Genomic DNA, 20,736 nt, shown 5'->3' on the forward strand with positions numbered 1-20,736 from the left:
AATGCATCCCAAATGTGGGAGCGAGCCTGCTCGCGAAAACGTCGGGTCAGACGCCGCCGACCTTAAGGAGAGACATGATAGGGATTGCGCGGATCATGATTCCAGTCCAGAAACGGCTTGCCCGTTTCCATCGGCACCATCTCGATACAGTCCGCTACCGGGCAGGTGATCTGGCACAGGTTGCAGCCGACACACTCCTCATCGATCACTTCATATTTATGCGTGCCGTCGGCCTGCTTGAGGCTGCTGATCGCCTGGTGTGACGTGTCTTCGCAAGCAATGTGGCAGCGCCCGCAACCGATGCACGCGTCCTGGTCGATCCTGGCAATGACCTGATAGTTGATGTCGAGGTACTTCCAGTCAGTGGTGTTGCCCACCGCACGCCCGGAAAACTCGGCGATGTTGGCGTAACCTTGACTGTCCATCCAGCGCGACAGCCCGTCCTTCATCTCCTCGACAATCCGGAAGCCGTGAAGCATCGCCGCCGTGCACACCTGCACCGCGCCACTGCCCAGCGCCATGAACTCCGCCGCGTCACGCCAACTGCCGATACCACCAATGCCGCAGATCGGCAGGCCTTGAGTCTGCGGATCACGGGCGATCTCGGCGACCATGTTCAGCGCAATCGGTTTGACCGCTGAGCCGCAATAACCGCCGTGGGTGCTTTTGCTGCCGACGGTGGGCAGGGCGACCATGTGTTCCAGGTCGACGCTGGTGATCGAGTTGATGGTGTTGATCAGCGACACCGCATCGGCGCCACCGCGATGGGCCGCGCGGGCGGCGACGCGGATATCGGTGATGTTCGGCGTCAGCTTGACGATCACCGGCAACGAGCAATAGGTCTTGCACCAGCGAGTGACCTGCTCGACGTACTCCGGCACCTGACCCACCGCCGCGCCCATGCCGCGTTCGGGCATGCCGTGCGGGCAACCGAAATTCAGCTCGATGCCGTCAGCACCGGTGGCTTCCACCAGCGGCAGGATGTGTTTCCACGATTCCTCGACGCACGGCACCATCAGCGAGACGATCAGCGCACGGTCCGGCCAGTCTTTCTTCACCTGGGTGATCTCGCGCAGGTTGATTTCCAGCGAGCGGTCGGTGATCAGTTCGATGTTGTTGATGCCCAGCACTTCACGGTTGTTGCCGTAGTGTGCCGAGTAGCGCGAGGAGACGTTGACCGCTGCCGGGTCCTCGCCGAGGGTTTTCCAGACCACGCCACCCCAGCCGGCCTCGAAGGCGCGGACCACGTTGTAGGCCTTGTCGGTCGGTGGCGCGGAGGCCAGCCAGAACGGATTGGGCGCTTTGATACCGGCGAAGACTATCGAGAGATCGGCCATTTACGCAGCCTCCACGTTGAGCATCAGTTGCGCGTTGATCGCCTCGGCGGCGCGTTTGCCGTGCTGTACGGCTTGCACGGTGAGGTCTTGATCGAGACTGGTGCAGTCGCCGCCGGCATACACGCCGGGAATGCTGGTGCGCAGGTTGTCGTCGACCTGAATCCGTTCGCCCTGACGCTTGAGTTCACGGGCCAGCGGGTCGGCGAGGGCGCTGCTGTCGAAGGCCTGGCCGATGGCTTTGAAGATCGCGTCGGCGGCCAGTTCGAAAGTTTCGCCCGTGGTTTGCAGGCGACCGTCGACCAGATCTGTTCGGGCAAAACGCATGCCGCGCACATGACCCTGTTCGTCGAGCAGTACTTCCTCCGGTTGCGCCCAGGTCAGCAGGCGTACCTGATTGGCCTTGGCAATGTCTTGTTCGTGACCGGTCGCGCCCATGTCCGCCGCACCCCGGCGATACACCAGATTCACGTCACGCGCTCCGAGACGGGCCATTTGCACGGCCATGTCGATGGCGGTGTTGCCGGCACCGAGGACGATGCAGCGTTCGGCCAGTGGCAGTTGCGTCAGGTCATCGGCCTGGCGCAGTTCGCGGATGTAGTCAGTGGCGGCGAGCAGGCCAAGGGCGTCTTCGTGGGCCAGGCCGAGCTGTTTGCTGGCATTCAGGCCGAGGCCGAGGAACACCGCGTCGAACTGCTGATGCAGCTCGCTGAGGGTCAGATTCTCGCCGAGTTTCTGCCCGTGACGGATTTCGATGCCGCCGATCTGCAGGAGGAAATCCAGCTCCTTTTGCGCGTAGTCGTCGACCAGTTTGTACTTGGCGATCCCGTATTCATTGAGGCCGCCTGCCTTTTCCCGTGCTTCGAAAATCACCACGTCGTGGCCGTGCATGGCACTGCGGTGGGCACAGGACAAACCCGCTGGCCCGGCGCCGACCACGGCGATGCGCTTGCCAGTGGCGGCGGCGCGCTGGAACGGGTGCTCGGTGAAATTCGCGTTGTCCACGGCATAGCGTTGCAGCAGGCCGATCAGCACCGGCGCACATTCCTGGGCGTTGTTGCGCACGCAGGCTTGCTGGCAGAGGATTTCCGTCGGGCAGACCCGCGCACAACTGCCGCCGAGAATGTTCGCCGATAGAATTTTCTGCGCCGCACCGGGCACGTTGTCCTGATGGATGTTGCGGATGAACGACGGAATATCGATCTCGCTGGGGCACGCATTGACGCATGGCGCGTCGTAGCAATACAGGCAGCGCGAGGCTTCAAGGTGTGCTTGCCGGGCGTTGAGCGGTGGCGCCAGATCGGTGAAATGGCCGGCGAGGGCGGCCGCGCTTTCGTGCGGGTGCGGAAGATGGTTCAGGGTCTCGATCACGGTTTTTTGCCTCACGGTAACTGCCTCTATCGGGCATTGGCCAATTCCCTGTAGGAGCTGCCGAAGGCTGCGATCTTTTGATTTTGGTGTTAAAGATCAAGATCAAAAGATCGCAGCCTTCGGCAGCTCCTACAGGGGGAATGCATTTCAAATGTGGGAGCGAGCTTGCTCGCGAAGGCCGAAGGCCTGGATTTCAGCGTTTCACAGCCGTCGGCTTATGCATCTCAGCCCGCTTGCTCAGCAAATCAAACACCGCCGGATACGCCGGCCGTTCGATGTACCGCCCGGCGCCGCGCTCGGCGCGCAGATCGCCGTCGGCCCAGACCACTTTGCCCTGGCTGACGGTATGGCTCGGCACGCCGCGCACGGTCTTGCCTTCGAAGATGTTGAAGTCCACCTGCTGATGGTGGGTCTTGGCGGAAATGGTGCGAGTGCCTTGCGGGTCCCACAGCACCAGGTCGGCGTCGGCGCCGACGCGAATCGCGCCTTTGCGCGGGTAGAGGTTGAAGATTTTTGCGGTATTGGTGGAGGTGAGGGCGACGAAGTCCTGCATCGACAAACGGCCGCTGTTGACCCCTTCATCCCACAACACCGCCATGCGGTCTTCGATGCCGGCGGTGCCGTTGGGGATCTTGCTGAAGTCGTCGCGCCCGGCGGCTTTTTGCTCGGCGCAGAAGCAGCAGTGGTCAGTGGCGGTGGTGTGCAGATTGCCGCTCTGCAGGCCATGCCAAAGGGCCTCCTGATGCCCGCGCGGGCGGAACGGCGGGCTCATCACGTAACCGGCGGCGGTCTGCCAGTCCGGGTGCTGGTAGACGCTGTCGTCGAGCAACAAATGCCCGGCCAGCACCTCGCCGTATACCGGTTGGCCCTTGCTGCGGGCGTAAGTGATTTCATCCAGCGCTTCTTTGGTCGACACGTGCACCAGGTACAACGGCGTGCCGATGGTCTCGGCTATGCGAATCGCCCGGCTCGCCGCTTCGCCTTCCACCTGCGAGGGCCGCGACAGTGGATGCGCTTCCGGCCCGGTAATGCCTTGGGCCATCAACTTGCGTTGCAGGTGATAAACCAGTTCGCCGTTTTCCGCATGCACGGTCGGCACGGCGCCGAGTTCCAGGCAGCGCTCGAAGCTCGCCACCAGCGTGTCGTCGGCGGCCATGATTGCGTTCTTGTAAGCCATGAAATGCTTGAAGCTGTTGATCCCGTGATGGCTGACCAGCTCGGCCATTTCCTCGCGCACCTGCTCGCTCCACCAGGTGATCGCGACGTGAAAGCCGTAGTCCGATGCCGACTTCTCGGCCCAGCCGCGCCACTGATGAAACGCTTCCATCAGTGACTGCTGCGGATTGGGAATCACGAAGTCGATGATCGACGTGGTACCGCCAGCCAGACCTGCGGCAGTGCCGCTGTAGAAGTCTTCACTGGCCACGGTGCCCATGAAGGGCAATTGCATGTGGGTGTGTGGATCGATGCCGCCGGGCATCAGGTATTGGCCGCTGCCGTCGAGCACTTCGGCACCGGCGGGAATATCCAGGTTTTGACCAATGGCTTTGATCACGCCGTCGGCGCAATAGACGTCGGCGCGATAACTTTCATCATGGGTAACAACGGTGGCGCCACGGATCAACAGAGACATTCCGAGTTCCTCGCAGGCATGACCGACTTGTGCCGGTTCTCAATGTTTTATTGGTGTTCAACGCTGATCGGTATATTCCTGTCAGTGCTGTCAGGAATAGAAGCTAGTCGCAGTTATCAAATTGATCAAGATTATTTTTTATAAGCTTATTACCGTTTTAAGTTGTTGAAAAATAACGATAAAAAATAGAAATCACCAAAATGGTGAGGCTGTTCACCATTTTGACGCACTTGACAGGATGGAAATATGAGCAAGATTTCCTATGTGAAATCAGCTGCTTGAAGTTGAGCTGCGGTTGATCGCCCGTAATGAAAAAAAGTGCAGTGCACCAGATTGAGCCCTGACAGTTCGGACAACTTGGCAAACGTTTAGCCTGAGCATGCAGACAGGTTTTCGCGGACGCCTCCGGTGAATAATTAAAAGCGTGGAATATCAGAAAGTTGCAATGCGTTTGTAACACCGCCTGAGCGTCAGACGGAGTACCCGGCACGTTTATTGATGCCGCCGCTGACACCATGGCCGGTGCAAGAAAGTTGTCAGTTCCTCCGGCCATCGTCCGGCTCGCACCCTGGTGTGCAGCCGCCTGATGAGCAAAAAAATAATCAGAAGAACAGTGGAGCGGCCATGCAACAGAACAGATCGCAAGTGACCGAGCGCGACGGCTTGTTCGAACTCGAAGCCGGCAGCGACGTCCTCGACAGTCCCCGTTACAACCACGACATGGCACCGACCAAGGTGCGCGAACGCACCTGGAACAAATGGCACATCACCGCGCTGTGGGTCGGCATGTCGGTGTGCGTGCCGACCTACACCCTCGGCGGCGTACTGACGGCGTATTTCGGCCTGACCGTCGGCGAAGCGCTGATGGCGATTTTGCTGGCCAACGTCATCGTGCTGATCCCGCTGACCCTCAATGCCTTTCCCGGCACCAAGTACGGCATCCCGTTCCCGGTATTGCTGCGCTCGTCATTCGGCGTGCTCGGTTCCAACGTGCCGTGCCTGATTCGTGCGCTGGTGGCGTGTGGCTGGTTCGGGATTCAAACGATGTTTGGCGGATTGGCGATTCACCTGTTTCTTGGCTCGATCTTCGACGGCTGGAAATCCCTCGGCGGAACGGGGGAGGTGATCGGTTTCATGATCTTCTGGTCGCTGAACCTGTGGGTGGTAATCCGTGGTGCCGAGTCGATCAAGTGGCTGGAAACCCTGTCCGCACCGTTGTTGGTGGCGGTGGGCATCGGCCTGCTGGTGTGGGCGATGCCCAATGTGTCGATGAGCGAGCTGCTGGCGATTCCACCGAAACGCCCCGAAGGTGCGAGCGTGGTCAGTTACTTCGCTGCGGGGCTGACGGCGATGGTCGGCTTCTGGGCCACGCTGTCGCTGAACATTCCTGACTTCAGCCGCTACGCCAAGAGCCAGAAGGACCAGATACTCGGGCAGATTTTCGGTCTGCCGCTGACCATGTTCCTGTTCGCTTCGCTGGGAGTGGTGATGACTGCCGCGTCGGTGAAACTGGTCGGTGTCACCGTGTCGGATCCGGTCAGCCTGATCGGCCATATCCAGAGCCCGCTATGGGTGGCGGTGGCCATGGCGCTGATCATCATCGCCACGCTGTCGACCAACACGGCGGCGAACATTGTTTCGCCAACCAACGACTTCCAGAACATCGCGCCCAAGGTGATCAACCGCACCAAAGCGGTGTTGCTCACCGGCTTCGTCGGGCTGGCGTTGATGGCCCACGAGCTGCTGAAAAAGCTCGGGTTGATCGTTTCCGATGTCAGCCTGGAAACCGTGTATTCCAACTGGCTGCTGGGCTATTCGAGCCTGCTCGGACCAATCGCCGGGATCATGGTGGTGGACTACTTCCTGATCAAGAAACAGCAACTGGACCTGGCCGGGCTGTACCGCGATGACGTGTATCCGGCGTGGAACTGGGCCGGGTTTGCCGCGTTTGGCGTGCCCGTGGTGCTGACCCTGCTGTCGCTGGGTAGCGATGCGTTCAGCTGGTTTTACAGTTATGGCTGGTTTACCGGTTCGGCGCTGGGCGGGGTGATTTATTACGGGTTGTGTTCGATGCGAAGCAACCCGTCTGTTGTGAAATCTTCGGTGTGAGGGATGGCCCTTTCGCGAGCAGGCTCGCTCCCACATTTGGAATGCGATCCCTTGTGGGAGCGAGCCTGCTCGCGAAGACGGCCTGACTCACGCCAGAGATGTATCTGAATAAATTCATAAGAAACTGCCTGAGGAGATCAACATGAACGCAGCCGTAGACGTTCTGCAATCCACCCATCAGCACATCAACCGCGACCGCCTCTGGGCCTCGCTCATGGAACTGGCCAAGCTCGGCGCGACGGTCAAGGGCGGGGTCTGTCGCCTGGCCCTGACCGACCTCGATCGCCAGGCCCGTGACCTGTTCGTGCAGTGGTGCAAGGACGCCGGGTGCAGCGTCACGGTGGATGAAGTCGGCAATATCTTCGCCCGTCGCCCGGGGCGCAATCCGAACCTGCCGCCGGTGATGACCGGCAGCCACATCGACACCCAGCCCACCGGCGGCAAGTTCGACGGCTGCTTCGGCGTGCTCGCCGGGGTCGAAGTGCTGCGCACCCTCAATGACCTCGGCGTGGAAACCGAAGCGCCGCTGGAAGTGGTGGTCTGGACCAACGAGGAAGGCTCGCGCTTTGCTCCGTGCATGATGGGCTCCGGCGTGTTCGCCGAAAAATTCACCCTCGAAGAAACCCTGGCCAAGGTCGATGCCGAAGGCGTCACCGTCGGCGAAGCGCTCAACGCCATTGGTTACGCCGGGTCACGCAAAGTCAGCGGGCATAAGGTCGGCGCCTATTTCGAAGCGCACATCGAGCAAGGCCCGATCCTCGAAGACGAGCAGAAAACCATCGGCGTGGTACTCGGCGCCCTTGGGCAGAAGTGGTTCGACCTGAAACTGCGCGGCGTCGAAGCGCACGCCGGGCCAACGCCGATGCACCTGCGCAAGGACGCCTTGGTCGGCGCCTCGGTCATCGTTGGTGCGGTCAACCGCGCCGCCCTCGGCCACCAACCCCACGCCTGCGGCACCGTCGGTTGCCTGCAAGCCTATCCCGGCTCGCGCAACGTCATCCCCGGCGAAGTGCGCATGACCCTCGACTTCCGCCATCTGCAGCCAGAGCGCCTCGATTCGATGATTGCCGAAGTGAAGCAGGTCATCGACGCGACCTGCGAAGAACACGGCCTGACCTATGAACTGACCCCGACCGCCGACTTCCCGCCGCTGTACTTCGAAAAGGGCTGCGTCGAAGCCGTGCGCGGCGCGGCGAAAGGCCTGGGCTTGTCACACATGGACATCGTCAGCGGCGCCGGCCACGACGCGATCTTCCTCGCCGAACTCGGCCCGGCCGGAATGATCTTCGTGCCGTGCGAAGGCGGCATCAGCCACAACGAAATCGAGAATGCCGCGCCGGATGATCTGGCGGCCGGGTGTGCGGTGTTGTTGCGGGCGATGCTCGCGGCTTCGGCGATGGTGGCGGAGGGGCAGCGCGCGGCCTGAAGATCAAAAGATCGCAGCCTGCGGCAGCTCCTACAGTTGGATTGCATTCAAACTGTAGGAGCTGCCGAAGGCTGCGATCTTTTAGTGGCCACCTGTAGGAACGAATTGGTTTGATCATCCGGGCCGGTCATTTTTACTTGCAGTGCCCTGACGTCGGTCAGGGCCGTTGGGGTTGCCGACATCCAGCAACCTTCGTTCGACCAAAACATTCTCCAGTGCCTGACGCTCGACCGGCGCCATCTGGTGTTCACGCTTTTTCAGCTCCAGCAGAATCGGGCTGGACCAGGTGCGATAAGTCTGTTCGATGTTGCGACGCGACGTCATCAGTCTCTCCTTGATCAAGAGCCCGGTGTAGCTGGCAGGGGCTCAATCCGATGAGGAATTAACGTTAGTCGACAAACCCCGAGTTCGCGAATACAGCGCAATCCCTGTGGGAGCGAGCCTGCTCGCGAACGCGGTGGATCAGCCCAACAGTTCAGCGGCTGACACTCCGCTTTCGCGAGCAGGCTCGCTCCCACAGGTTTTTGTATCGCCTGCAAGTCAATCCTCGATATTCATCATCGCCTGCACACCTTCCCATGCCTCGGCGCGCATCCGCTCAATATCCAGCCCCGGAATCACGCCGTTATCCACCACGATCCGGCCGCCAACGAGGCTGTATTTCACGGTAATCGGTTCACCGGCCACCACCGGGGCAACCGCGCAATCGTGGAAACCGAAGAAGCGTGGATGATCAAGGCTGTAGATCACCAGATCCGCCGCTTGCCCGATTTCCAGCGTACCGACCGCGTCCAGTCCCAACACCTGCGCACCGCCCGCCGTGCCCCAGTGAATCACGTCTTCGGCGGTGGTCGCCGAGGCGCCTTGTTCGGCGCGGTGGATCAGCCACGCGGTGTTGGCTTCGCCGACCATGCTCCCGGATTCGTTGGACGCGACGCCGTCGACGCCGAGGGAGATCGGTACGCCGGCCTCATACATTTGCGGAATCGGTGCGACGCCGCTGCCCAGGCGCGCGTTGCTCACCGGGCAATGCGAGATGCCGGTACCGGTCTGGGCGAGCATGCGGATTTCGCCGGGTTGCAGGTGCACGGCGTGGGCGAACCACACGTCGGGGCCGAGCCATTCGTGTTCGGCGACGAATTCCACCGGCAGGCAGTTGTATTTCTCGCGGCAGAAATTCACGTAGTTCTGCGTTTCCGACAGGTGCGTGTGCAGGCGCAAACCGAGGCCGCGCGCGGTGTGTGCCAGTTCGCGCAGCAGGGTCGGCGGCAGTGAAAAGGTCGGCGTGGTGGGCGCGACGACGACCCGGCGCAGGGCATCCGGGCTGTCCTGGTGATACCGCGATTTCAGCCGCTCGATATCGCCGACCATTTGCTCGAGGCTTTCCGGTTGCAGCGCGGTTTTCGAGAAGCCCGGGTGCGCGCTGGCGGATTCCAGCGCACCACCGCGACACAACACAAAGCGCAGCCCGAACTCATCGGCCAGATCAAACAACAGATCCCCGGTCTCGGTGGTGCCGTGGGCATGGTAGAGATAGTGGTGATCGGCGCATGTCGTCACACCCGACAGCAGCAACTCGACCATGCCCAGGCGGGCGGCGATCCTTGCCAATTGCGGGGTAAAGCGGTTCAAACGCGGGTAGGGCACGCTCGCCAGCCAGCCTTGCAGATCCTGATTCAAGCCTTCGGGCACGGCTTTGAGCAGGTTCTGGAACAGGTGATGGTGGGTGTTGATCCAGCCCGGATAGACCACGCTGTTGCGCGCATCGATCACCCGTTCGCCGGGGTGTGGCTCAAGGTCGGCGGCCATTTCGGCGATGCGTCCGTTGATCACGCGAATGTCCACCGCGCCGGCCCGGGCACGCGGACCGCGCAGGCCGGTCATCACCGCGAGCGGGTTTTTGATCAGGATGTTTTGAAGTTGAGTCATGGCAGGCTCCAGTCAGAGAATGTGCGAGGCGGATTTGCCGGGTGTGGTGTCGGGCACGCTGACGCCGTTGAGCGCCGCGTTGAGCAGCACCGACACCAGGCAGGCGATGACCACGCTGCTGTGCAGGAACGGCTGTGACCACTCGGGCATTTGTTTGAACAGGGTTGGGGCGAGCACCGGTACCAGCGCGGCGGCGATGGTGAAACCGACGATCAACACGTTGTAGCGATTGCGTTCGTAGTCGACCTTGGCCAGGGTCTGGATACCCGCCGCCGCGACCACGCCGAACATGGCAATGCCGGCACCGCCCAGTGCGGCCGTCGGCATCGACGCGATGATCGCCCCGGCCTTGGGCACCAGCGCAATCGAGCACATCAGCAGGCCGCTGACGGCGACCACCCAACGGCTGCGCACGCCGGTCAGGATCACCAGACCGACGTTTTCCATGAAGGCAATGAACGGGAAAGCAGCGAACATCCCGGCGATGGTGCTGGCCAGGCCGTTGGCGCGCAGGCCGTTGACCACTTGCTGGTCTTCCACCGGTTTGTCGACGATGTCGCCGATGGCCACGAACAGCCCCATCGACTCGACCATCTGCACGATCATCACCACCACCATGGTCGCGATGGGGATCAGGCTGAACGTCGGCAGGCCGAAGTAGAACGGGTAGGGCACGGTCAGCCACGGCGCCTCTTCAACACTGTGGAAATTGCCCATGCCCAGACCGTAAGCCAGACCGGCGCCGACCAGCATGCCCACCAGCACCGCCATGTTGCGCAGCAGCGGGCTGCCGTAGCGATTGACCAGCAGAATGGTCAGCAGCACCACCACGGCCACGGCGAGAAAGGCCGGCGCGCCGAAGTTGCTCGCGTTGCGCCCGCCACCGACCCATTCATAGGCGATCGGAAACAGCTGCAGACCGATCACGGTGACGATGCAACCGGTGACCACTGGCGGGAAAAACCGCCGCAATCGGCCCACGAACGGCGCCATCAGCAGGGTGAAAATCCCGGCACCGATCACCGCGCCGCAGACCCCGGGGAAGCCCACTTCGGGGTTGCTGCCGATGGCAATCACCGGACCGACGCTGCTGAACGCCACGCCTTGCAGGATCGGCAGGCGCACGCCGAATTTCCAGAAACCGACGGTCTGCAACAGGGTGGCGATGCCCGAGCAGAACAGCGTGGTGCTGATCAGCACCACGGTATCGGCGTGGGACATTTTCAGGGCGCTGGCAACGATCAACGGCACGGCGATGGCGCCGATGTACGAGACGGCCATGTGCTGCAGGCCAAGGGTGAGCATCTGTCGCACCGGCAAAACGCGGTCGACGGGGTGCACGGTGGAGGAAGGAGTGGCTGACGACATGGGGAATCACCTCTGGCTGTTTTTATGCGGTAGAGAGGGGTATTCGTCTGATGCCTCAGGTTTCAGGAACACTGAAAATCCCTTGTGGGAGCGAGCCTGCTCGCGAAAGCGTTGTGTCAGCCGACATCACTGTTCAATGGCCCACCGCCTTCGCGAGCAGGCTCGCTCCCACAGGTTTTGCAGCGTTTCGCTGATCAACATCAGTCATTCGTGCCCGAAGCCGCCATCCACCGGCTCCGAGGCCTTGTTCAGCCTGCCAGGCAGGCGGCAAAGCCCTGGTTCAGCGCCGCGCGATCCAGGTCGCGGCCGATGAACACGATCTTGCTCGAGCGGGGCTCCGTGCCCCAGGCGGTCGAGGCGCGAAACTCCACCAGGCTGTGCACGCCTTGCAGCACGTAGCGTTGGTCTTCGTTGGCCACGGCGAGCACGCCTTTCATGCGGTAGAGGTTGTCGGCCTGGGACGAGCGCAGTTCGCTGATCCAGTGGTGGAACGCCATCAGGTTGACCGCACCGTCGACGGCGATGCCCACCGATGACACGCTCGGGTCGTGTTCGTGGTCTTCCGATTCATGCTGGTGGTCATGGTCGTGATGCTCAGGTTCAGCGCCGATTTCCATGAGCTTCTGCGTGCATTCGAAGGCGCCGATGCCGAGGATTTTCGTCAGGTCGATCTGCGCATGAGTGGAGGTCACCAGATCTGCGGTGGCGTTCAAACCCCGGATCTTGCCGCGCAGGGTTTCCACCTCGTCGCTGCTGACCAGATCGACCTTGTTGATGACGATGCGGTCGGCGCAGACGATCTGATCCACCGCCTGATTGTCGACGCCATCCAGTTGCAAATCTTCCAGGTGTTGGGCGATGTGCTTGGCGTCGACCATGGTCACGATGGCATCGAGTTCGACGTCTTCGGCAATCGGGTCATTGATGAAAAAGCTCTGCGCCACCGGGTACGGATCGGCAAGCCCGCTGGTCTCGATCAGGATGTGATCGAGGCGCACCGGGCGCGCCACCAGTTCGCGGACGATGCGCACCAGATCCTCACGAACCTCGGCGGTGCAGCACACGCAGCCGTTGACCATTTCGTAGATTTCTTCGGTCTCCGAGCTGAGCACCAGATCGCCGTCGATGCCGACCTCGCCAAACTCGTTTTCGATCACGGCAATCTTGCGTCCGTGGTTTTCCTTGAGGATGTAATTGAGCAGGGTGGTTTTGCCGGCGCCGAGGAAGCCGGTGAGGATGGTCACGGGGATTTTGGTGTTGCGGGTTGGGGCGTTGAAGGGGGTGTTCATCTGGAGCTCCTTTGATTGGCGTTTGTGGCGAGGGGATTTATCCCCGATGGGTCGCGAAGCGGCCCCAAAATCTGCAATTGCGCTGTGTCAGGAAAACCTCATTCACAGGTTTTGCGACTGCTGCGCAGTCGGTCGGGGATGAATCCCCTCACCACAGGTATTCATTTCCACATTGGGATTTGTGTGTTCTTTCCATCGGCGGGCAACGCCGGCATCCAGGCCGAACAGGTCGAGCACCCGGCCGAGGCTGTGATCGACCATTTGCGCCAGGCTTTCGGGCCGGGCGTAGAACGCCGGCACCGGCGGGGCGATGATTCCGCCCATCTCGGTCACGGCGGTCATGTTGCGCAGGTGGGCGAGGGTCAGCGGGGTTTCGCGGGCCATCAGCACCAGGGTGCGGCGTTCCTTGAGGGTGACGTCGGCGGCGCGGCCGATCAGCCCGGAAGACGTGCCGGTGGCAATCTCCGCCAGGGTGCGCATCGAACACGGCGCGACCACCATGCCCAGGCAGCGAAACGAACCGCTGGCGATCCCGGCGGCGACGTCATCGGCGCGGTGGTAGTGGCTGGCGAGCGCAGTGACATCGGCCAGTTTGTAGTCGGTCTCGTGGGCCATGGTCAGCAGCGCGGCGCGGCTGATGATCAGGTGGCTCTCAATGTCCAGTTCGGCGAGCAATTGCAGCAGACGCACGCCATAGATGAAGCCGGACGCACCGCTGATGCCTACAACCATCCGCTGGCGGCTCACGATGCAAGGCCTTTGAGCAACACCCGCGCACGTTCAAGCACATCCTGATCCAGCTGCGCCTTGATCCCGTCGAAGCCTGAACCGCGTGTGGCATCAAGCCCCATGCGCGAAGTGGTGCCGTTGACCGATGACGACGGATCCAGCGGACTGCCGGGCAAGCCATCGATCACGAAAATATCCAGATGCGGCTGGAAGTGCGTGGCCAGCGCCCACAACACCTGGCTGTCGTCAGTGATGTCGATATCGCTGTCCACCGCGATCACGCTTTTCAGATAAGGATCCCAGCCGAGCAGGGCCAGCATGATTTGCCGCGCTTCGCCGTCACGGCTTTGATCCAGCGCCACGTAGCAATGAAAGTGGGTGCCGGAGTTCGGGTAATGCACGGCGGTGACGGCGGGGAAACGCGCCTTGAGTTTCTCGCTCATTTCCGCTTCGCGGGGCAGTCGGGCGAGGGTCAGGTGTTCGGCGTAGCGGCCGCCCATCACGTCTACCAGCCAGGCATCCTTGCGCCGCAACAGGGTATCGACGCGCAGCACATTGTTGGTCGAACGATCCGAGGAATAACCGCTGAACTCGCCGAACGGGCCTTCCTCGGCGTAGGCCGTCGGGTCAATGGCGCCCTCGAGAACGAACTCGGCGTATGCCGGGACGCCGATGCCGTAGCGCGGGGTCTTGACCAGTTCCAGCGGCGCACCGAACAAGCCGCCAGCGACGGCACGTTCATCGCTGCCGTAGGGCAAGCGCGCTGCCGCCGCGAGCATGAACAACGGATGCGCGCCGACCACCATTGCCACGCGCAATTCTTCGCCGCGCTCACGGGCGGTCTGCAGCATCCGCCACAGGTGTCCACGCGAGTGCAGGCTGGTTGCCAAAGACTGTCGGGCGTGGCGCATCGAGCGGTGATAACTCATGTTGGCAATGCCGGTCAGCGGGTCCTCGGCGATGATGATCGCGTTGGTGATGTACGGCCCGCGATCGCTGTCGAAGTGCTTGAGCATCGGCAGCAGCGCCAGATCCACGGCTTCGCCTTCGAACACTTCATCGAGCACCGGGCCGCTTTCCACGTAGCGCGGGGCGATGGGCTGGTTGGCGCGGCGCTGAAAGGTTTCGTGCAATTGCGCCGGGGTGACACCGAACAATCGGGCAATGCGGGTGCGGGAGGCGAACAGATTGGTCGCCACCGGCACCTTGAGGCCGCAGACGTTCTCGCAGATCAGCAACGGATCGCGACCCTGTGCGGCGAGGGCATCGACCAGGGCGGTGATGTCCTGATCGGCAGAAACGGGTTGGGTGATGGTCAGCACATCGTCCGGGTACTTACGGCGATAGGCATCGATGAACACGTGAAAATCCTGAGAATCGCCGAGCGTCGAACGGGTCATGGTTTCACCTCGTAAAAAGCAGGCACGCAGGGGTGAGAGGGCGTTCGATCGAGCAGCCGTTGGCCTGCCGGTCGAGGGAACGCCGGGTCATCTTCGTGCCTGTAAAGTCGCTGTGTTGCCTCTACTGTTCACTTAGGTGCTGAGGAGATTCCTGTGGCGAGGGAGCTTGCTCCCGCTGGACTGCGCAGCAGGCCCAAGCTCTTTGGGAAAAAGCGGGGCGGCTTCGCCACCCAGCGGGAGCAAGCTCCCTCGCCACAAGGGTTCAGCATGGCTTCAGCGAACAGCGGTATCAGAGGTACGTGGTCGTCAGGCGAATATCCGCCTCAACCAGATCCTTCGGCGGTGGCGTCGGCTCGATCCCGCACAAACGGGCGATGTTGTTGCCCAGGTAGTCCTCCAGATGATCCTCATCGATGCCCAGACCTTGCGGCGCCGGTGAGCACAACACCTCCAGCTCGCGCAGCCACATGCCCGGTTCGTTCGGCGGCGAGTCGGTGCCGAACACGATCTTGTTGCGCGGCAGTTCCTTGGCGAATTCGACGATCCGCGACTGGAAGCACCAACCCGATTCGCAGTACACGTTCGGCGTGTCCATCGCCATCCAGAACGCCTCGAACGAGTAGTTGCCGCCGGTCTGGATGCCGAAGTGGCCGATGATGAAATTGACCATCGGGAACTCGCGGATGATCGGGTAGAACATCGTCGGAATGGTGTACGGGCCGTCGCCGGTATGGATCAGCACCACGATGTTGTACTTGGCGCAGACTTTCATCGCCGGACGCAGCCAGTCCAGCGCCCGATCCGGGCGATAGCCGTGCATGTTGGCGTGCAGCTTGAGCATCTTGAAGCCGTATTCCTTGATGTGGAATTCCAGCTCCGCCGCACCGTTTTCCGGTCCCCAGCGCGGGTTGAAGTTGAAGTTGCCGATGAAGCGGTCCGGGTACTTCACACAGAGTTCGGCGACGTACGACATGTAGTCACGCACGCCTTCGCGGCCCCGGCGGTTGCCGTCGCGATAACCGGTGTTGCCCGGTGGCGGCTGGATAAAACCCATATCGATGCGGCGTGGCTTGCCGTTGATCATGTACGGGCCGTCCATCAGTTTGAGCATGCGCTCGCCGGTGAACGGTTCGCCGGTGTGGCGCCAGGCTTCGTCGACCAGATTGGTGGGGTGCAGATGGGTGTCGATGATCATCGGTTCAGCTCCTGGCCAGTTGCGTGGTGACGGGGCGCTTGAGTTGCGCCTCTGCTTCGGAAACGGAACGCGGCGGCGGGGTCGGTTCGAGGCCGATCATCCGCGCGGTGTTGTTGCCCAGATACTCTTCGAGGGTGTCCTCGTCGAGGTTCAGGCCCTGCGGCGGCTCGTGGCACAGCACTTCGAGCAGGCGCAGCCACATGCCCGGTTCGTTCGGCGGGGTGTCGGTGCCGAACAGGATTTTGTGCGTTGGCAAGACCTTGGCGAACTCGACGATCCGCGATTGCAGGCACCAGCCCGATTCGCAGTACACGTTGGGCAGCTCCATCGCCCATTGCATCGGTTCGAACACGTAGACCCCGCCGGTCTGCACGCCGAAGTGGGCCATGATGAAATTCACGTTGGGGAATTCCTTGATCATCGGCACCCATTCCGACGGGATGCTGTACGGCCCGTCGCCGGTGTGCAGCTTGACCGGAATCCCCAGCTCGGCGCATTTCTCGAAGCACGGGCGCACCCAGTCCAGTGCACGATCAGGCCGGTAGGCGTGCATGTTGGCCTGCATCTGCACCATCTTGAAACCGTGTTGCTTGACGTAGCGCTCGATCGCCTCGACGCCGTTTTCCACGCCGCAGCGCGGGTTGTAGACGAAGCAGCCGATGAAACGATCGGGGTAGGTCTGCACCATTTTCAGGGTGTAGGCCATGTAGGCGTCGATGGATTCGCGGCCCGAGAGTTCGCCGTCGGTCCAGGTGTAAATGGTGTTGCCCTGCGGCGGCTGGATGAAGGCTTTGTCGATCCGGCGAGGTTTGCCGTTGACCATGTACGGGCCATCCATCATCTCCAGCAAACGCTCGCCGGTGAACGGGTCACCGTCATGCCTCCAGGCGAGGTCCACGAGATCCGTGGGATAGCAGCTGATATCGATGATCATTGAAGTCGATCTCCTGATAGCGGGGAAGGGAGCCTTGCGGCTCTCGGCATCCACGCCCCGGGCTATCGGCCATTTCTATGCGCAGTACTCGCGCATTCCCTCGCCTGTTCGCATCCGGCCCGGGTGGGTGGTTGCTGAGGGCGAGTATTGGAAAGGGGGGAGGGGTTCGTACAATATTAATTGGGCGCGGTGGTGATACTTGGGCGATATGGTTTGAGTTTTTGTGGTGGTTGTGCCGACCCCTTCGCGAGCAGGCTCGCTCCCACAGGGGGAATGCATTCCAACAGGAGAAATGCGGTCAAACTGTGGGAGCGAGCCTGCTCGCGAAGGCGTCAGTGCTGCGTATGCAAAGCCAACTGCCTGATCACCTCAACCACCGGCGCCACCCGCTCAGCCTGCCCATGCGGCCACACCGCGTAGAGGTTGTAATGCGCAGCAATCTGCGCCTCGTTCAACGCCACCAGCCGCCCACTGCGCAATGCATCGGCGGCGAGCAAACCGCGCACCAGCCCGGCGCCAACCCCGGCTTCGGCAGCCGCAATCAGGTTGGCCGCATTATCGAAAATCACCCGCGCCGCTGGCTCCACCGGGGGCATTCCGGCCGCATCCAGCCACGGTATCCACGAGCGCCGCGTATAACCCAACAACGGCAGTTCAAGAATCTGCGCCGGGCTCAACGGCAACTGCAAACCACAGCGCTCAAGCAACGCCGGCGAAGCCACCGCCAGCACCCGATCGCCGCAGATCTGCGTCATCTCGCAGTCATCCCAATCGCCATAGCCGTAACGCAACGCCAGATCCACCCGCTCGAAGCTGCTGCGATCACTGCGCGGCATCGACAACAGCGTCACCTCGTAATCCGGCAGTCCGTCGAGCAATTCCGGCAGGCGCGGATTGAGCCAGCTTTGTGCCAGTTCGCTGTCGACGTCCAATGTCAGACGTTGCGCCACGCTGCGGTTTTTCACCGAGGACAGCGCCCGGTCGATCTGCGCCAGCCCGTCCGCCAGCACGCTGGCAAACAACTGCCCGGCATCGGTCAGGTTGCTGCCGCCGCCTTCACGCACAAACAACGGCTGGCCGATGAAGTCTTCGAGGGCGCGGATCTGTTGGCTGATCGCGCTGTGAGTCAGATCAAGTTTGCGCGCGGCACTGGAAAAACTGCCGCTGCGCGCCGCGTGGATGAACGCGCTCATGGACTGCACCGACGGGTATCGCTTGTACATGTTGTTAGTCCTGCTTACAGCGGTTGGCAGAAATCGTCGCTGGCCGCGGTTTGCCCGGGGTTCCAATAATCGGTCACCAGGCCCGCACAAAGACGGGCCGCTCTTTTGGAGCCTGACAATGATCGCATTCACGGTTAACGGCGAACGACGCGAGCTGGATGAAGCGTCCCCCTCCATGCCCTTGTTATGGGTACTGCGTGATCAACTGAAACTCACCGGCACCAAATTCGGCTGCGGCATGGGCCTGTGCGGTGCCTGCACCGTGCATCTGGACGGCGTCGCGGTGCGTTCCTGCCAGTTGCCGCTGGCCGCCGTCGCGGGTCACAGCATCACCACCATCGAAGGCTTGTCGCCGAGTGAGAGTCATCCGCTGCAACTGGCCTGGGTCGCCGAAGATGTGCCGCAATGCGGCTACTGTCAATCCGGGCAGATCATGTCCGCCGCCGCGCTGCTCAACACTGGCGCGGCAGTGACCGACGATTCGATCCGCAATGCGATGTCGGGGAATATCTGCCGTTGCGGCACTTACGGGCGGATCAACAAAGCGATCAAGCGCGCGGCGAACGCGCCGAAGGAGGCGTGATGAGCCTGCGCGACGACACCTTGCTCGAACCGTCCCGCCGGGTGTTTCTCAAGCAAGCAGCGACGGTCGCTTCGGGCCTGGCGATTGCTCTGTATCTGCCATCCGGTAGCGCCGCCAGCGACTCGAAAACCCCGGCGCCGGCCACGGAATTCGAGCCCAACGCCTGGGTGCGGATCTTCCCCGACGGCACGATGAAACTGGTGGTGCACAAGCACGATTCCGGCACTGGCACGCAAACCGCGCTGGCCGCGTGCGTGGCCGAAGAGCTGGATGTGAACCCGATGACCGTGCAGGTCATCACCCCGGAAGATCCGTTCTTCGAGACCTACATTCACCCGGTCTGGAAAGTCTTTTCCACCGGCGGCAGCACCAGTGTTTCTCTCGAATACGAGCGCTTGCGCATGGCCGGGGCCACGGCGCGGGCGCTGCTGATCGCGGCGGCGGCAAAGCAATGGAAGGTCAGCCCCGACAGCTGCAGCACCGAAGAAGGCCGGGTGGTTCATCTGCCCAGCAAACGCAGCCTCGGCTACGGCGAACTGGTCGGCGTGGCGGCGCGTCTGCCGGTGCCGGAAAAGGTCTCGCTGAAGGATCCGGCGCAGTTCAAGTACATCGGCAAACTGCGGCACAAGCGCGATGCCGCGGCCAAGGTCTGCGGGCGCTTCAAGTACAGCATCGACGTGCAGTTGCCGGGGATGCTGGTGGCGGTGATTCAGCGCGCGCCAGTAGTCGGGGCGAAAGTGCTCGGCGTCGATTCGGCGGCGGCATTGCAGGTACCGGGCGTGCGCCAGGTGCTTGCAATCCCCGGGCGCCCGGACGTGCTCGGCGGCAATCTGGAAGGCGTCGCGGTGCTGGCCGACACGTTCTGGGCGGCGCAGCAGGGCCGCAAAGTGCTGGAGATCAAATGGAGCGATTCGCCACTGGCCGGGTTCGACAGCGCGGAACTGGTCACGGCGCAAGCGGCCGCTATTTCCGACCCGAACAGCCAAACCATCAAGGCCATGACGCGTGGTGATGTCGATGCGCAATGGACGGTCGCGGCGCAGCTGATCGAAGCCGATTACCGCATGCCGTACAAGGTGCAGAACCCGCTCGAGCCAATCTGCATCACCGCGCACGTGCAGGACAATTCGATCACTTATTGGGGCGGCGTGCAGGTGCCGTCTTCGGCGCTGGAAGCGGCGCAAAGCGTATGCGGCATCGACAAGAACAAGGTCACTATCAATGAGCTGGTGTCCGGCGGCAGCTTCGGTGCGCGGGAAGCCAAATACTGGTTGTTCGAGGTGGCGTATCTGGCGCAACAGACCGGCGTGCCGGTGAAGTTGCTCAACAGCCGCGAAGACGAAATGCACGCACTCTTCAATCACCCGGCGACGCTGCACCGGGTCAAAGGTGCGCTGGATGCCCAAGGCAAACTCAACGCACTGCAACTGCACGCGGTGTCACCGGCCTCGCCGGAGCAGTGGGAGCCGGGCTATTTCGAACGCCCGGATCACATGGATTACAGCACCACCGAAGCGATCACCGCGTGGGACTTCGCCTATCGTCCGCCGCATCTGCAGTTGAACTGGGTCAAGCACGAAAGCCAGGTGCCCAGCGGCTGGTATCGCTCGGTGAGCTTCATTCCCAACGTGTTCGCCATCGAAAGCTTCATGGACGAACTGGCCCACGCGGCGGGCGCCGATCCGTTGGCCTTCAGACTGGCGAACATGCAGGAGCGGCCACGGCATGTGGCGGTGCTCAAACAGGCTGGCGAACGCGCCGGGTGGGGCCAGCCGTTGCCGCCCGGCACCGCGCTGGGCATTGCGACCTTTCAGGGTTACAGCAGTTTTATCGCCGTGGTGGCGCGGGTCGCGACGGTCGATGGCAAACCGAAAGTCGAGAAGCTGACGTGTGTGGTCGACTGCGGTCTGGCCGTGTCGCCCGGCGGCGTCGAGGAGCAGATCTACGGCGGCCTGATGTGGGGCCTGGGTCATGCGTTGTTCGACCGGCTCGACATCCAACAGGGTAGGGTGGTGCAGAGCAATTTTCACGACTACCGCGTGACCCGCATGTCGGACATGCCGGCCACCGATATCGTGGTGCTGGATGGCGAGCCGGGCAAACCCGGTGGCGTCGGCGAGTTGGGCAGTCCGTCGGTGGCACCCGCGATTGCCAACGCCTTGTTTGCGTTGACCGGCGTGCGCCAACGGTCGACACCGCTGAGCCTGGGGTAA

General features: G+C 62.0%; 16 protein-coding genes. 4 read left to right on the forward strand and 12 right to left on the reverse strand.

What is annotated here, in order from left to right:
* Positions 1–62: 62 nt before the first annotated feature.
* The 3 genes from preA to hydA form a co-directional block, all read right to left on the reverse strand.
* Positions 63–1,337 carry an NAD-dependent dihydropyrimidine dehydrogenase subunit PreA gene (preA, locus tag ACM6HV_RS02160; protein WP_041073316.1) on the reverse strand — a complete coding sequence of 425 codons (1,275 nt, stop codon included), beginning with the start codon at positions 1,335–1,337 and terminating at the stop codon, positions 63–65.
* Complete coding sequence (locus ACM6HV_RS02165) at positions 1,338–2,705, reverse strand: NAD(P)-dependent oxidoreductase (RefSeq protein WP_414903284.1); 1,368 nt, start codon at positions 2,703–2,705, stop codon at positions 1,338–1,340. It lies immediately after the preceding gene.
* 193 nt (positions 2,706–2,898) lie between these two features.
* A complete protein-coding gene (gene hydA / locus ACM6HV_RS02170; protein WP_414903286.1) occupies positions 2,899–4,338 on the reverse strand; it encodes a dihydropyrimidinase in 1,440 nt (479 codons plus the stop codon).
* Positions 4,339–4,962: 624 nt separating this feature from the next.
* On the opposite strand from hydA, the gene ACM6HV_RS02175 reads away from it, so the two are divergent.
* Both ACM6HV_RS02175 and ACM6HV_RS02180 read left to right on the forward strand, forming a co-directional pair.
* Positions 4,963–6,447, forward strand: a complete 1,485-nt coding sequence (locus ACM6HV_RS02175) for an NCS1 family nucleobase:cation symporter-1 (protein ID WP_414903288.1) — start codon at positions 4,963–4,965, stop codon at positions 6,445–6,447.
* Between the two features lie 142 nt (positions 6,448–6,589).
* Entirely contained in the window at positions 6,590–7,873 is a 1,284-nt protein-coding gene (locus ACM6HV_RS02180; protein WP_414903290.1) for a Zn-dependent hydrolase, read from the forward strand.
* 114 nt (positions 7,874–7,987) lie between these two features.
* Here the strand turns inward: ACM6HV_RS02180 and ACM6HV_RS02185 are convergent, their stop codons facing one another.
* From ACM6HV_RS02185 to ACM6HV_RS02225, 9 genes are all read right to left on the reverse strand, one after another.
* Positions 7,988–8,197 (reverse strand): hypothetical protein, encoded by a 210-nt coding sequence (locus ACM6HV_RS02185; RefSeq protein WP_041073306.1) that lies wholly within the window; start codon positions 8,195–8,197, stop codon positions 7,988–7,990.
* Between the two features lie 216 nt (positions 8,198–8,413).
* A complete protein-coding gene (locus tag ACM6HV_RS02190) occupies positions 8,414–9,802 on the reverse strand; it encodes an amidohydrolase family protein (protein WP_414903292.1) in 1,389 nt (462 codons plus the stop codon).
* 12 nt (positions 9,803–9,814) lie between these two features.
* A complete protein-coding gene (locus ACM6HV_RS02195; RefSeq protein ID WP_145595507.1) occupies positions 9,815–11,170 on the reverse strand; it encodes a nucleobase:cation symporter-2 family protein in 1,356 nt (451 codons plus the stop codon).
* A 248-nt stretch (positions 11,171–11,418) separates the two neighbouring features.
* Positions 11,419–12,459: a CobW family GTP-binding protein gene (locus ACM6HV_RS02200; RefSeq protein ID WP_414903294.1), complete on the reverse strand. Its 1,041-nt coding sequence runs from the start codon at positions 12,457–12,459 to the stop codon at positions 11,419–11,421.
* Between the two features lie 102 nt (positions 12,460–12,561).
* On the reverse strand, positions 12,562–13,191 hold the full coding sequence (locus ACM6HV_RS02205) for a UbiX family flavin prenyltransferase (RefSeq protein WP_414903466.1): 630 nt from the start codon (positions 13,189–13,191) through the stop codon (positions 12,562–12,564).
* An 11-nt stretch (positions 13,192–13,202) separates the two neighbouring features.
* Positions 13,203–14,588 (reverse strand): UbiD family decarboxylase, encoded by a 1,386-nt coding sequence (locus ACM6HV_RS02210; RefSeq protein WP_414903296.1) that lies wholly within the window; start codon positions 14,586–14,588, stop codon positions 13,203–13,205.
* Between the two features lie 289 nt (positions 14,589–14,877).
* Positions 14,878–15,783 carry an amidohydrolase family protein gene (locus ACM6HV_RS02215; protein ID WP_003224037.1) on the reverse strand — a complete coding sequence of 302 codons (906 nt, stop codon included), beginning with the start codon at positions 15,781–15,783 and terminating at the stop codon, positions 14,878–14,880.
* A gap of 4 nt (positions 15,784–15,787) precedes the next feature.
* Positions 15,788–16,717, reverse strand: a complete 930-nt coding sequence (locus ACM6HV_RS02220) for an amidohydrolase family protein (RefSeq protein WP_086792694.1) — start codon at positions 16,715–16,717, stop codon at positions 15,788–15,790.
* A 332-nt stretch (positions 16,718–17,049) separates the two neighbouring features.
* Positions 17,050–17,940 (reverse strand): LysR substrate-binding domain-containing protein, encoded by an 891-nt coding sequence (locus ACM6HV_RS02225; RefSeq protein ID WP_198758962.1) that lies wholly within the window; start codon positions 17,938–17,940, stop codon positions 17,050–17,052.
* 118 nt (positions 17,941–18,058) lie between these two features.
* Here ACM6HV_RS02225 and ACM6HV_RS02230 point away from each other — a divergent pair, with 118 nt between their 5' ends.
* Both ACM6HV_RS02230 and ACM6HV_RS02235 read left to right on the forward strand, forming a co-directional pair.
* The gene (locus tag ACM6HV_RS02230; RefSeq protein WP_041073291.1) at positions 18,059–18,523 is read left to right on the forward strand and encodes a (2Fe-2S)-binding protein; all 465 of its coding nucleotides are present in this window, start codon (positions 18,059–18,061) and stop codon (positions 18,521–18,523) included.
* Positions 18,523–20,736, forward strand: coding sequence for a molybdopterin cofactor-binding domain-containing protein (locus ACM6HV_RS02235; RefSeq protein WP_414903299.1), 2,214 nt, complete (start codon positions 18,523–18,525; stop codon positions 20,734–20,736). The genes ACM6HV_RS02230 and ACM6HV_RS02235 overlap by 1 nt, the downstream gene beginning before the upstream one ends.

Source organism: Pseudomonas sp. IT-P260, from assembly GCF_949768395.1.
GTDB classification, from domain to species: Bacteria; Pseudomonadota; Gammaproteobacteria; order Pseudomonadales; family Pseudomonadaceae; genus Aquipseudomonas; species Aquipseudomonas parakoreensis.